The sequence below is a fragment of the Arthrobacter sp. SDR-2R genome, from assembly GCF_057747955.1.
This window is the reverse complement of record NZ_CM173231.1, coordinates 2,434,201-2,446,858: the sequence shown is the minus strand read 5'-3', so window position 1 is coordinate 2,446,858 and position 12,658 is coordinate 2,434,201. Positions and strand designations below refer to the sequence as shown.

Sequence of the window (12,658 nt, the reverse complement as noted above, 5' to 3'; positions counted from 1 at the left end):
TAGAATCAGGATGGATTCCTGGAATCAGGATGAAACCAAGGGGCAGGGCCGCCAAAGGGCCGAAGGTCCCGCCGGCGAGGATCGGTCTGATGAGGAGCGCGGCCAGGTGATGCAGGATGCGGGTTCGATTGTGGCCGGCTATGACGGTTCGGATGGAGCCGCGGCAGCCGTCCGGTGGGCGGCGCGCCACGCCCGTGCCACCAACTGCGCGCTTCATGTGGTGCATTGTTCCCTGTGGCAGCTGCTGACCAGGCACCTCGGTCCGGTTCCAGGTGTGTCAGGCAGCGGCCTTGAGCAGTCCGCCCAGGCCGTCTTGGAAGAAGGGGTCTCGCATGCTGCAGCGGAAGTTCCAGGGCTTCAGATCCGCGGCACCCTGCTCCACGGACTACCCGCACAGCTCTTGGCCGAAATTTCCGGCGGCAAGAGGATGCTCGTAGTCGGCAGCCGTGGCCTGGGCGGCTTCCTTGGCCTCCTGGTGGGATCCGTTAGCCTGGAACTGGCGGCCACCGCCACCTGCCCGGTGGCCGTGATCCGGGAGGACACCCATCCTGGCGGACCCGTCGTCGCCGCCGTCGATGCATCAGGTTCCCCCTCGGCACTGGAAGACGCGTGCGCCGTTGCTTCCGGGTGGCACGCACGCCTTACGGTGGTCCACGTCCATCACGAGCCCGCCGGCTACACGCGGCTGGACGGGAAGGAAGCAGCGGCTGGCGCCCGGGAAGTTCTCGAATCCGTTGTGGACCGTGCACGAACCCTGGCGCCCAATATCTCCGTTGACGGCAGGATACTCACGGACAGTTCGGTCCCGAACGCCATCCTGCAAGCCGCCTCGGAAGCCCGGATAGTGGTGCTGGGTTCCCAGGGCCGCGGCATCCTCCGGGAGACCATCGGATCAACCGCCCACGCAGTACTGCACCACGCGCACGGGCCGGTCCTCATTTCCCGGCGCGGCGCATGATGGAGAAGGCCGCGGCAGGAGTGTCGGCCGGGCCACAGGCCGTACCTCCTCCTAAGCTGGTTCGGTGACCCCTGTTCCCTCCCCCGGCCCGCTGGACGTCGTCGTCCATTCGGGCCCGGCGGACTGGTGGGTCATCCTTGCCGGGCTTGGACCCCTGGCCGTTCTTATCGCAGCCCTGCTGGCCTTCTACATCAACTGGCGCACGCTCAAGCAACGCACTGCCGCGGACAAGACCGCGCTGGACCAAAAGCGCGAAGCGGACGCCGACGCCCTGCGGCAAAAGACCGAAGCGGACAGCCGGGCGGAATGGTGGCGCCGCACCCAGTGGGCGCTCGACCGGGCGTTGGACCCGGATGCAGGGACAAAGGCGCTGGGCCTGGCGACGCTGGAAGTCCTTGCCAGGAGCGAACTGGCCCGCACCGAGGAACTCGAGTTGTTCGACATCGCCTGGAAGAGTGTGTCCGGGGACGAGAACGGGGACGATGCCGACGCCGGCCCAGGGCAGGAGAGTGCCGTCGTGGACGGCCCGGACAACTTAGGCGAGAATGGAATGACGGATGAAGACAGTGCCAAGGAGGCTGGACCATGAGCGCAGCATCGCCTGAACACCGCCTTGTCCACACTCCCCGAACCGGTACCAAGCCCGCGGGCAAAAAACCCACGCCTGCCGAGCACCGGGTCCAGGTTGCCGCGGCCAGGCTGCGCGTCACGCTTGATGAACGGCTGGGGCGGGAAACGCCCGCCAAGACCAAGGCGCTGGCCAAGGAACCGATCTAAATCCCGCTGCAGGGGCTTGGGGATCGACGGCGAAGGCTGGGTTTGGTGGGCAGTGGCGGCAGTAATTCTTGGCTGCGACACGAACGGGCTGCACCGCTGGGACTACGGAGCCGTCGTCGCGCAGGTGGCGCAGTCCGGCAGGTTCCTGGACCGCTGGCGCGTCGGCTTTTGCCCTGACATCCTCCCGGGGACCGAAGCGTGGCTCCTGGTGCAAGGCGGCAATGATGCAGGCAGCGGCCTCATCGGTCACGGGTCGGTGGCATCGGAGCCCTACCAGGCCGCCGCAGGCGATGATTCCGATGCCAACGACTGGTTCATCGCAGTCGCTTTCGACGCACTGCTCCCGCTGGGCGAGCAAATACGCCCCGGGACCCTGCGGGAGGCCTTTCCCGGTGACCTCTGGGCCAAGGCGAACGGCCCCTCCCTGGTGACCTTGCCGCCGTCGTCCTGGCCTGTTCTGCAACGCTTGTGGAGGGAATACGGGCCCACGACGCCGGATCCCACCGAGGTGGTTGCCGGAACCTTTCCGCCGGGCGGCGTCAGCCATATCCAGGTGAACCGCTTTGAGCGGGACCCCGACGCCCGCCGGGCCTGCCTGGCCTTCCACGGCACCTTGTGCGCCGCCTGCGGCTTCTCCTTTGAGTCCGCTTACGGTGAGGCCGGTACCGGAGCGACAGCCGTGCACCACGTGGTGCCGCCGGCCATGATTGGCAGCGGATACCAGCTTGACCCCATCGCCGACCTCATTCCGCTTTGCCATAACTGCCACGCCGTGGCGCACGGGGCAAACCCGGCGCGGACGGTTTCCGAACTCCGGAGCATCATGTCGGCCGCCGGGCATGTGCGGGGTGAAGTGGTCACTGACCTGGCCCTTCAGGCCCAGGAGGACGCACGGCGGATCCTCGGGGGCGGCAAGACGTAAGGGGCCAGCATTCGGGGATAAAATTGCAGGGATGACATTGGCTGCACGTTCCGGGGTGTTTCAGTCGGTCAGGAGCGCCCGGCCCCTGTTGCGCCGCGTACCCGTATGGACATGGCGCGTCCTGATGCGCGCCGTGAGTGCCCGGGAGCAGGCGCGGTTCAACACCGACCCAATCACGGCTGTGGCATATGTGCACGACATTGACTACGTGGGTGATGCCCTCCGCGCCCACCGCCTCGACGTTTTGACACCGCTGCAGCCGGCAGCTGACTCTCCTGGTACAGAGGCTGTGGCGGCGGAGCTGCTTCCCGTCTACGTTTACTTCCATGGTGGCGGGTGGACATCCGGTGACAAGGCAGCCCTGACCAAGTACTGCGCCAACCAGGCAGTGGGCGGGATGGTGGTGGTCAACGTCAACTACCGGCACGCGCCCCGGTTCGCCATGGGGCATGTGCTCGAGGATGCCAATGCCGCCCTGGCGTGGGTTGCCGCCAACATCGAGGGGTACGGCGGGAATCCCAAGAGGCTGATCCTGGGCGGGGACTCGGCCGGCGGACAGATCGCTGCCCTGCTGACCGCAGCCAGCCTGCGTTCCGAACTGGCGGCGCATTATGCCCTGCGGCCGGCAGTTCCCGCGGGACACCTGAAAGGGCTCGTCCAACACTGCAGCGCAGTGGATTTCTCGGTCTTCTTTAACAGCGGATTTGTCCTCAGCCTGAACTTCGTCCGTATGCTGTTGCCGCCTGCATCCCGGGCAACGGCAGGTCCGGGAGCACGCAATGGCCGTAAGCGGCCCTCTCCACCACGGACCGTGGCGCGGCTGAGGAGCGCCGCGGGTTTCCTGTCCCCGATCGAGTGGCTGGACGGGACCCATCCGCCCGTGTTCCTCACCACGTCCGAGCGTGACTACTTCTACCGGGCAAACCTGAATTTCATCGAGCGCCTGCAACAACACGACGTTCCAGTGGATGCCCTGATCTACCCTTGGGACAGCCTCAACACCGAACACACCTGGCAACAGGATTACCGCTACCCCGAATCCCAGGAAGTCTACCGGCGCCTTCACGCGTTCGTCCGCGGTGTGGCTGAACGGTCCACCGGTCCTGCCCCTGAATAAATTCAAGGCACTGGACTATGTTGGGACCATGGCAGAGCTGGACCGGAACGGGTACGGGATCGACCCCGAGGAGTTTGGCTCCGCCCTGGTGGACGCGGCCGCCTTGCTCGATGCGGAGCTGGGGGACGTTGACTGGTTCACTCCACCGCCGGGCGCTGTCCACCGATCCATTGATGTCCCCAGTGGCAGGCTCGCCGCCATGACGCTGGGCAATCCTGGCAATCCCAGCGTTGTGCTGGTGCCCGGAGCAACCGGTTCCAAAGAGGACTTCTCCCTCATGATGCCCGACCTGGCCAATGCCGGTTACTTCGCACTGAGCTACGATCTGGCGGGACAGTACCAGTCAGCGGCAGCGGGCCCCGAGAACCTGGTGCCGCCACGCAAGCATTATGACTACCGGCTTTTCGTGGACGACTTCCTTGCAGTTCTGGAGACCACTGCCACCCCAGTCCATGTTGTGGGTTATTCCTTCGCGGGAATCATTGCCCAACTCGCCTTTGGGGAGCGGCCGGAGCTCTTCAGGTCCCTCACGTTGCTTAGCTGTCCGCCGGAGCCAGGCCAGAGTTTCAGGGGGGTGGGCCGCATCGGCCGGTTCAGCACGTGGGTGAACGGCCGGGTGGGTGCTGCCTTGCTGATCTGGGGCATCCGGAGCGGCAAGGTGGTGCACGTACCGGAGGGCAGGCGGCGGTTCGTCAACTACCGGTTCCGCTTCACCCGCCGCGCCTCGGTCCGGGACATCTATACGCTCATGCAGAACGTTCCGGATCTTCGGCAAAAACTGGCGGAGGCGCCCCTTCCCAAGTTTGTGGCCGTGGGCGAACACGACCTGTGGCCGCTCCAGCTTCACCGCGTCTTCGCCCAGTCAATCCGGGCCCGGATCGGCGTCTACAGGGGTGGCCACAGCCCCAGCGAAACGTCGCCCCACGAATTCAGCCGCGACCTCCTGGCTCTTTATGCCAAGGCCGGGAAGCGGTAACCGACGGCCCGTGCTTGCGCCGCCACTGGGCTCATTCCCGCCGGTGGCGCAACGAAGGCTGGTCCTTGAACTCGACGCGGAACGTGACAAGGGACATCTCGAGCCGGCGTCGGAACGCGGACCAGCTGGCGAAGGGGCGCGCGGATACGCCCACTTTGAGCGTGGGATCGTAAATGACGTCCATGTCCGGCCGAAGTCGGTGTGAGATTCCCTAGTGGCGTTGAAGGCTGGTTTCGGCACGAGGTTATCGCCGGGCAGGGGACGGGAGACCTCGTCGGGCGTTGCGCCCCAGCTGCATGTCCCCGGCGCCTGTGCTTCCTGAAACCAGGGCATCGGCGCTACTATCTCCCAGCACGCCGCGACGCAGCGGCGTGGGCCAGCGGTTGAGGGGAGCGTGGACGTGGGCGGAGGCAGGGGAACGAGCGGCCCGCACTGGCGGCGTGTGCTGGCGACGCTTGGCAACAACGATGCCAGGACCGCGTACGCCCAAATCGTGCTTGGAGCTGCGGCGCCAGACGTACTGCCCAACGTGAAGGAACAGCGGCGAAACCGGGCCATCGATAGTCTGCTTGAGTCCGGACTCGTGGAACAGCACGCGCCCGGGCGGCTGGTGGCGGCCCAGACGATTTTTCGCGACCTTCTCGCCCAACAGCCCAAGCGTCAACCACAAATCGGGACAGATCGGTTCATGCGGCTTGGACGCATCGAAAGGTACCCGTCAAACTTGGCGCAACGGCGGGAACTCCTTGCCCGGATCGCGGACGAGGTCATGGCGCCCGGAGAACAACTCACTGAGAGGCAGGTCAACGAACGGCTTCTCAGTTACACGGACGACGTGGTGCTGCTGCGAAGGTACATGGTTGACTTCGGACTGCTGCAGCGAACCCCCTCGGGCTCCTCCTACACCCGCCACGTCTAGTTCCGCCTAGTGTGGTGCTCCTCACCGGATTCCTGCCATGCCGTAGGTGCAGGAGGTGGTAAGTTCGGCCGCATGGAATGCGTCGTCATCTACACCGTCCGTGAAGGCATCGACCGCTCGCGTGTCATGGAGACGTACCCGCGCCACAAGGCCTACTACGAGGCGTTCCACGCGGAAGGCGGGGGGCTCGTGGCCCTGGGTCCATTCCAAACGGCTGACCCGGAGCTTAGTTCCATGGGCATTTTCACTTCCCGACAGGAGGCCGAGCGTTTCGTCGCTGCAGACCCCTTTATTACCGAGGGACTGGCCGAATGGCGGCTCTTGGAGTGGAACGCTGTACACCTCGGGTAGTGGCGCTCCATGGCGTGTCGCACGCAGCCACATAAGAAGTCGCAGAGTCACCCGAAGGAAGCATGCCCAATGAACAAGAACCGGCTGGAAGCGTTCAGCGACGGTGTCCTGGCGATCATCATCACCATCATGGTGCTGGAACTCCATACCCCGGAGGAACCAACGTGGGAAGGTGTGGCCAGCGTCCTGCCCACCCTCTTCAGCTACCTGTTGAGCTTCGTGTATGTCGGAATCTACTGGAACAACCACCACCACATGATCCATTTGGCGAGCCGCGTTAATGGGGCCATCCTGTGGGCGAACCTCCATCTGTTGTTCTGGCTGTCGCTGTTTCCTTTTACAACCCGATGGATGGATGAGTCCGGCTTCGCGCAGGTCCCTGTGCTGCTGTACGGGATCAACCTGCTGTGCGCAGCAATCGCATACTTCATCCTGGAGCGCCGCCTGATTGCTGCTCAGGGCAAGGACGGGGCCCTCGCCAGTGCTGTCGGCCGGGACTGGAAGGGCAAAGCGTCGCCGCTGATCTATCTCCTTGGCATTGCGCTAACCCCTGTCCAGCCCCTGCTCGGGCTCGCCGTTTACACCATCGTGGCCCTTATCTGGCTGGTCCCGGACCGCAGGGTCGAACACTTTGTAACCCGGTCACATCAGAATGGGGCCCACGATTAGCCCGATGGAGATTGGCGCCAGATTCGATGGCCGCCTCCACCATTGGAGCCGTCATACCTCCGTGGTGCGCCTTGCCGCCGAGAAGACGGCCGGGCCGGGTAGGCGAATTCCGCAGGGTCGTGGTTGATTTGAACCGCGGGCGTGGCCACCATGGAACCGTGGAAACGAAAGGCCTCCGGCGCCGGCTCGCCTTTCCCCTGTGCCTGCTGGTAACGGCAGCCGGCACGGCAGGGTGCTCCTATGACTTCCCCGATCCGGCACACGCCCCGGCAGCCGAAGCTGACCGCACGGCCGCACCTGAACCCTCCCGGATGACGGCATCCGCTACCCGTCCCACTGACCCCCTGGTCCTTGAGCGGGAGGCCAGAAACTACCAGGACCTGGACAGCTTTCTCCTGGCCGTGCAGGGCCCGGTTCTCCTTTTTCAAAAGGGTCCGCTGGACGGCCCCGGCAGGGGCTTTGGCACGACGGAAGAAGTCCCCGCGGCGGGCACGTACACGGTCACTGCTGCGTGCGTCGGTGCTGCCAACGCCAAAGTCTTCATCCGGCAGGAGAATCCCAAGGTTATACTCTGGCCCGTCGAGCTCACAGTGGATGGCCCAGGGTCCACGTCCCAAGTCATCACGCTTCAACAGGGCTACGTTTCCGCACACCTGTCCCTGCCCGCGGCGGGAGACGCACCCTGGACGGGAGCTGTTGCCGGAGTACGGGTGACCGGCTGAGGCTGTCACCCCTGCCCGCCGTCAGCATCCCCGGCCTCCCCCGGGCGACGATCCGTTCGGCTGGAGCGCGCTGCCCGGTGAGAGCTAAGAGCCCTTGTCAGGCCATGGAGGCGCCTTTTATCTTCGAGCGGATGAAGTCGTGATCCTCACCGGAGACGAGCGCCTGCCCGTGCTGCCCTGTGGCCAGGTCCTCCCCGGTTTCCTTCGAGATCACCGCCGTGATGGTCCTGGGCAGCATCTGGCACCCCGGGTTGTCGATCAGCCACTTCTGCGTGGCAGGGTCAAGGCGGTCCCAACGGTCTTTGAGGTTCATTAGCGGGGCATCTCCGTGCTCGGTCCTGCAGAGCCACAACGCTCTGCAGACAGGCTTCGCCTGTCCCAACGCACCAGTAAACCCCGCCCTTCACCGGGAACACAGGGACCAAAGTCCCCACCTCAGGCGGGGCTTCCGGAACGCCTCCTTGTTGCCCGGTCGGTGCTGCTGTGGATACCCATCACTTGCCAACCCATTGGTAAGCATGCTTATTATGAGCGAAGCCGAATGCGAACGGCTGCCAACCAGAGGAGGAGACACCATGGGACTAGGCGACAAGATTGAAAACGCTGCCGAGAAAGCGGGCGGAAAAGGCAAGGAAGCTGCCGGTAACGCCACGGGCGATGACAGCCTGAAGGCGGAAGGCCAAGCGGACCAGGCCAAGGGCGATGTGAAGCAGGCCGGCGAAAAGGTCAAGGACGCATTCAAGCACTGACACCGTTTACGAGAAGGGCGCGCTCAGCGAACGGGGCGCGCCCTTCGTCGTGTCGGGGTGCACTCCAGCCACCCCTGATTGACCTGCGTGCTCGCCCCCTACGTGTTTGGTGCCGCCTGGCTTGCCTTGTTCTTCACGGCCCGCCGGCTCCACTTGGCCAGCCGCGCACCGCCCCGAACCAGGCCGCCCCAGCTCCGACCCATGGGTGGCTTGTACAATCTTTCGGCTCTTCGGTGCGGAGTTGCTTCCGCAACTCCCAGTTGCGCCGTCCTAAACTTTGGCCATGCACCCCTTAGCGGCAATAGGGCTGGTTTTTCTCGCCGGGCTTGCCTGGTTGGGCACCGTCCTGACCCTGCTCGTTGCCTTGGCCAAAGCCCGACGCCGGCTGCCGGCTGACGTCGGGCAGGCAGCCCAGAGCGTGGAGACGCAAGCCTCCGCTGGCAGTGGGGCCATAACGTAAACGGCATGGCACATTGCTGCCGACGGCGACCTGTCGCCGGCCTGACGCGACCGCCCGGTATTACCTGGCGGCCGCGGCCCAGCAGTCAGCCATGCCCCGACGGTGGACCGGCGGGATCCCGGGGCTTCAAGGAGCCTGGGAGTCAATGGCCTTCCGGTCGATGGACTTGAGGGCGGCCAGACGTGCTTCCACTTCGGTCTGCTCTCCGAGGTCTTCCAGGGAGGCGAACTGGGCATCGAGGGATGAGGCTGCGAGTTCCTGCTGGCCGCGAACGGTGGCCTCTTGGCGTCGGATCCGCTCCTCATACCGCCCGATGGCCGACGTCGGATCACCGGCGTCCAGGGATTTGAGGGCATCGTGGACCTGGGACTGCGCGGCCGCCGTCCGGGATCTGGCTACCAGCTCGTTGCGCTTGGCCGTCAGCTCGTGCAGCTTGCCCTTCATCTGGTCGAGCCCGCCCTTAAGCTTGTCGACCACTTCGTTCTGGGCCGCAAGCCCGGGTACGGCGTCTTTCACGAGCTTCTCGGCGGCCATCTGCCGCTGCAGGGCAACCTTGGCGAGGTTGTCGAACTTCTGCGCATCGGCGAGGTTGCCGGCGGACCGGAACTCGTCGCCCTTCCTGGACGCGGCCAGAGCCTTGCGGCCCCATTCGTTGGCGTCGGCGACGTTACGTTTGTGGTCCTCCTCCAGCATCCGGAGGTTGCCTATGGTCTGGGCGATCGCGGCCTCGGCTTCGCGGATATTCTCCGAGTAATCCCGGACCATCTGGTCCAGCATTTTCTGCGGATCCTCCGCGGAGTCCAGGAGGGCATTGAGGTTTGCCTTGGCCAACTGGGCCACGCGGGCGAAAATACTCTGCTTCACGGGATTCTTTCTATCAGTAGTGGAATTCGCATCCTATGTGTTCGGCACCGCAGGGGACCAGATTCCCTACGCTATGCCTGCCACCCGCCGCGCCTACTTGGTGGCCAGGTCGTGGCGGCGGAAGGTTCCGGCGATGGAGAGTTTCCGGCCGTATTCGATGGACCCGTACCGGAACAGGTGGACAGCCAGCCGCAGGATAATAAGGCCGACGACGAAGAGTTCGACGATGACGATGGCGGATTCAACTGGGTTCAGGGTGCCGAACCCGTTGCGGAGCAGGGCGGTCACCGGAGCGGTCAGCGGGAAGTAGGTGAAGATCTGCACGATCAGCGCGCCCGGGTTGGAGATGATCAGGCTGAATGTGTAGAAGGGGATAAACATCATGGCCACAAGCGGGCCGAAGACGGTCCCGGCTTCCTTGGCGGTCGGCATGATCGCCCCTATGGCCACCAGGACCCCGGTAAAGACGGCGAATCCACCCAGCGTGAGAAGGGCCCCTGTGATCATGGGGCCGGGTTCGAAGACCAGGGATGACAGATCCACCTCGGGCAGGGCCAGGCGGTTCCGGAAAAACAGGTAGGCCAATCCGACCGGGGCCAGGAACACCAGGATCTGGACCAGGCCGACGGCGAACAGCGAGATGATCTTGCCGGTGATCAGTGTGGTTGGATTCAGCGTGGTCAGGATCATTTCAGTGACCCGGTTTTCCTTCTCCTCCAAGGTGGAATTCAGCATCTGGTTCGAAAGAAGGATCATCGAAAAATAGAAGATGACCAGGAACAGCAGTGGTGGAATGATCCCGCCGACGCCCGCGGCGGCCTTGCCGTCCTTGAATATTTCGGAGTCAAATTTTACCGTCCCGGTCAGGGCCGCCGTCAGCTGGGGTGAGCCGACTTGGTGCTGGGCCGAGACCGCGAGCAGCTGCTTGGCCACGGCCTCGTACTTGTCGTTCTCAAACGTGCCTTTGTCCGCACCGTACACCTTTACCGGCTCTTTGGCCGGATCGGCAGGGTAGGCGAAGTATGCCTCCGAGGCGCCGTCCTTCACGGCAGCGATCGCGGCTTCGGGGTCGCTGGCAGTTGTTCCGCCGGCCAACTCGGCGGCAGACGCCATGATGATTCCGGAGGCGTCCGTGTACGTGAAAGCGAACGTCGCACTCTTCTGGGCGGCGGCGCTGTCCTTTGTGCTGGCGTTGGACGCGTACACGAGGGCGAAGATAATGATGAGAATGACCGGCAGCGCCAGGGTTGCGATGACGAAGCCCCGTTTCTTGATGGTCCGGAAGAACTCGAACGCGATCACGGTCCCAAGGTTGTGCTGTCCCAGTGCCATGTTCAGCCTTCCGCCAGTTCGTGCTGTTCGCCGTACACCTTGATGAAGATCTCATCCAGGGAGATCCGGGCCGGCGTGAATGACCGGACCACGGCCCCGGCTTCGACCAGCTCGCGCAGCACCGCGGCCTCACTGGACCCGGGGCGCGGCGCCAGTTCGGCGACCCCGTCCACGTCGTCGACGACGTCGAACAGTGCCGATGCGGGCAACGGTCCGTCGTGGGTGACCCGGTAGACGGTGCCGCCGAACTCTTCCTGGACCTCTTCCACCGTCCCGTAAGCGTGGGAGACTCCGTCCTTGAGCAGGATTACCCGGTCACACAGCCGTTCGACTTCTTCCATCTGGTGGGTGACCATGATGACGGTGGCGCCGGCCCGCTTGTGCTCTTCGATAATGTCCATCAGCAGCCGCCGGTTCACGGGGTCAAAGCCCTTGGTCGGCTCGTCCAAAATAAGCAGTTCGGGATCGTTCATGATCGTCACGCCCAACTGGACCTTTTGCTGTTGGCCGCTGGAGAGCTTGTCCAACCGGGACTTTGCCTTGTCGGCCAGACCCACCCGCTCCAAGTAGTGTCCGGACCAGGACCGGGCCGCGGCCTTGGACAGGCCCTTGAGCCGGCCGAAGTAGACCATGACATCCAGGACGTGTTCCTTTTTGTACAGGCCGCGCTCTTCCGGCAGGTATCCGAGACGGGCCCCGTCGCGGGGCTCAAAGGCTTTGCCCCCTATGTGCAGGATCCCCGCGGTGGGCTGGTAGATGCCCAGCAGCGCCCGCAAAGTGGTGGTCTTCCCGGATCCATTGGACCCCAGGAAACCGAACGTCTCCCCCGCGTGCACGTCGAAGGACAGATCCCGGATGACCGTGGTGTCCCCGAAGTCCATCCGGAAGTCCTGAATGTGCACCAGCGGCTCCTGCGCCGTGTCCCCCATCGTCATGGTTTCAGACTAGCGGTTACCGATCTGCTCGTGTCGCGCAAGTGCCCGGTTGGGCTCAGACTCCGGACCTACCGGATCCCCGCGGCACGAAGGGTCCGGGCCAGTTCACCTGCGGCTGAGTGGAGCGTCTCCACGGTTTTCGCGATGACGTCGTCTGTGGCAAGTTCCACCGGCATGGAGCAGCTCATGGCGTCCGTCCCGGGGATGCGGTACGGAACCACCACGCTAACGCAGCAAAGCCCCACAGTGTTTTGCTCCCACTCAATGGCATGGCCCGTCTTCCGGAACTCAGTCAGCTCGGCCTGAAGCGCCTCGAAATCAGGGACGCTGTTCGGGGTCAGCTGGGGATAGGGCCCGCCGCCAAGCCGCTGCCGGACCTCCGTATCCGTGTACTCGGAGAGGATGGCTTTGCCCAGGGCCGTCACTTGGGCCGGAAGCTTGCGCCCTACCCTTGAGGACAGCCGGCGCCGGTCTACAGCCTGCCGGGTTGCAAGATAGATGACGTCGGACCGGTCGATGCGGGCGTAGTGGGTAGTGAAGGTCGTGGCATTGCGGACCTTTTCCAGAATGGCCGAAACGTGTTCCATCACCGGATCCCTGTCCAGGTACGCCGTACCGCACAGCAGGGCATGCGTGCCGATCCTATAGGCGCCCTCCGGTGTTTGCTCGATCCAGTTGAGCTCCAGGAGCGTCAACAGCAGCCAGTGCAGGCTGGAACGGGGATACCCGGTCTGCTTGAAGATCTCGGCGGTGGTGAGCGGCTGCGGAGCGGACGCCAGGAGCTCAAGGATGGCGATGGTCCGCTCTGCGGACTTGACCAGTTTGACGTCGCCGGGCGCGTCCCCCCGCGTGCCGGCCTGTACATCCAGCGGTGCCATTACCGCTCCCCCTTTCGCCGCACCGGACT

The 12,658-nt window shown here is 64.4% G+C and carries 17 protein-coding genes; 11 read left to right on the top strand and 6 right to left on the bottom strand.

Features of this window, described 5'->3' with window-relative positions:
- The first annotated feature begins 10 nt into the window (after window positions 1-10).
- The 6 genes from AC3ANU_RS11415 (at window position 11) to AC3ANU_RS11390 (ending at window position 4,750) form a co-directional block, all read left to right on the top strand.
- Window positions 11-958 (top strand): universal stress protein, encoded by a 948-nt coding sequence (locus tag AC3ANU_RS11415; protein ID WP_488314550.1) that lies wholly within the window; start codon window positions 11-13, stop codon window positions 956-958.
- A 64-nt stretch (window positions 959-1,022) separates the two neighbouring features.
- Complete coding sequence (locus AC3ANU_RS11410; RefSeq protein WP_018769403.1) at window positions 1,023-1,547, top strand: hypothetical protein; 525 nt, start codon at window positions 1,023-1,025, stop codon at window positions 1,545-1,547.
- Window positions 1,544-1,735 carry a hypothetical protein gene (locus AC3ANU_RS11405; RefSeq protein WP_018769404.1) on the top strand — a complete coding sequence of 64 codons (192 nt, stop codon included), beginning with the start codon at window positions 1,544-1,546 and terminating at the stop codon, window positions 1,733-1,735. The genes AC3ANU_RS11410 and AC3ANU_RS11405 overlap by 4 nt, the downstream gene beginning before the upstream one ends.
- Before the next feature lie 52 nt (window positions 1,736-1,787).
- Entirely contained in the window at window positions 1,788-2,657 is an 870-nt protein-coding gene (locus tag AC3ANU_RS11400) for an HNH endonuclease (protein ID WP_488314549.1), read from the top strand.
- A 31-nt stretch (window positions 2,658-2,688) separates the two neighbouring features.
- Entirely contained in the window at window positions 2,689-3,774 is a 1,086-nt protein-coding gene (locus tag AC3ANU_RS11395) for an alpha/beta hydrolase (protein WP_223991736.1), read from the top strand.
- Window positions 3,775-3,802: 28 nt separating this feature from the next.
- Window positions 3,803-4,750 carry an alpha/beta fold hydrolase gene (locus tag AC3ANU_RS11390; RefSeq protein ID WP_082581720.1) on the top strand — a complete coding sequence of 316 codons (948 nt, stop codon included), beginning with the start codon at window positions 3,803-3,805 and terminating at the stop codon, window positions 4,748-4,750.
- A 31-nt stretch (window positions 4,751-4,781) separates the two neighbouring features.
- On the opposite strand, the gene AC3ANU_RS11385 is transcribed toward AC3ANU_RS11390, so the two are convergent.
- Window positions 4,782-4,934 carry a hypothetical protein gene (locus AC3ANU_RS11385; protein WP_186447719.1) on the bottom strand — a complete coding sequence of 51 codons (153 nt, stop codon included), beginning with the start codon at window positions 4,932-4,934 and terminating at the stop codon, window positions 4,782-4,784.
- Window positions 4,935-5,144: 210 nt separating this feature from the next.
- Here AC3ANU_RS11385 and AC3ANU_RS11380 point away from each other — a divergent pair, with 210 nt between their 5' ends.
- From AC3ANU_RS11380 to AC3ANU_RS11365, 4 genes are all read left to right on the top strand, one after another.
- A complete protein-coding gene (locus AC3ANU_RS11380) occupies window positions 5,145-5,669 on the top strand; it encodes a DUF2087 domain-containing protein (RefSeq protein ID WP_488314548.1) in 525 nt (174 codons plus the stop codon).
- Between the two features lie 72 nt (window positions 5,670-5,741).
- The gene (locus AC3ANU_RS11375; RefSeq protein ID WP_268003209.1) at window positions 5,742-6,020 is read left to right on the top strand and encodes a YciI family protein; all 279 of its coding nucleotides are present in this window, start codon (window positions 5,742-5,744) and stop codon (window positions 6,018-6,020) included.
- Window positions 6,021-6,089: 69 nt separating this feature from the next.
- Window positions 6,090-6,689, top strand: a complete 600-nt coding sequence (locus AC3ANU_RS11370; protein ID WP_018769411.1) for a TMEM175 family protein — start codon at window positions 6,090-6,092, stop codon at window positions 6,687-6,689.
- A 158-nt stretch (window positions 6,690-6,847) separates the two neighbouring features.
- Window positions 6,848-7,411, top strand: coding sequence for a hypothetical protein (locus AC3ANU_RS11365; RefSeq protein ID WP_488314547.1), 564 nt, complete (start codon window positions 6,848-6,850; stop codon window positions 7,409-7,411).
- 97 nt (window positions 7,412-7,508) lie between these two features.
- On the opposite strand, the gene AC3ANU_RS11360 is transcribed toward AC3ANU_RS11365, so the two are convergent.
- Window positions 7,509-7,724, bottom strand: coding sequence for a hypothetical protein (locus AC3ANU_RS11360; protein WP_018769413.1), 216 nt, complete (start codon window positions 7,722-7,724; stop codon window positions 7,509-7,511).
- A gap of 262 nt (window positions 7,725-7,986) precedes the next feature.
- On the opposite strand from AC3ANU_RS11360, the gene AC3ANU_RS11355 reads away from it, so the two are divergent.
- Entirely contained in the window at window positions 7,987-8,160 is a 174-nt protein-coding gene (locus AC3ANU_RS11355; RefSeq protein ID WP_018769414.1) for a CsbD family protein, read from the top strand.
- A gap of 586 nt (window positions 8,161-8,746) precedes the next feature.
- Here the strand turns inward: AC3ANU_RS11355 and AC3ANU_RS11350 are convergent.
- The 4 genes from AC3ANU_RS11350 to AC3ANU_RS11335 form a co-directional block, all read right to left on the bottom strand.
- A complete protein-coding gene (locus AC3ANU_RS11350; RefSeq protein WP_056390588.1) occupies window positions 8,747-9,484 on the bottom strand; it encodes a PspA/IM30 family protein in 738 nt (245 codons plus the stop codon).
- Between the two features lie 93 nt (window positions 9,485-9,577).
- Window positions 9,578-10,810, bottom strand: coding sequence for an ABC transporter permease (locus AC3ANU_RS11345; protein ID WP_488315972.1), 1,233 nt, complete (start codon window positions 10,808-10,810; stop codon window positions 9,578-9,580).
- Between the two features lie 8 nt (window positions 10,811-10,818).
- A complete protein-coding gene (locus AC3ANU_RS11340; RefSeq protein ID WP_026265790.1) occupies window positions 10,819-11,751 on the bottom strand; it encodes an ABC transporter ATP-binding protein in 933 nt (310 codons plus the stop codon).
- Window positions 11,752-11,819: 68 nt separating this feature from the next.
- Window positions 11,820-12,629: an IclR family transcriptional regulator gene (locus AC3ANU_RS11335; protein ID WP_142072631.1), complete on the bottom strand. Its 810-nt coding sequence runs from the start codon at window positions 12,627-12,629 to the stop codon at window positions 11,820-11,822.
- Window positions 12,630-12,658 lie beyond the last annotated feature (29 nt).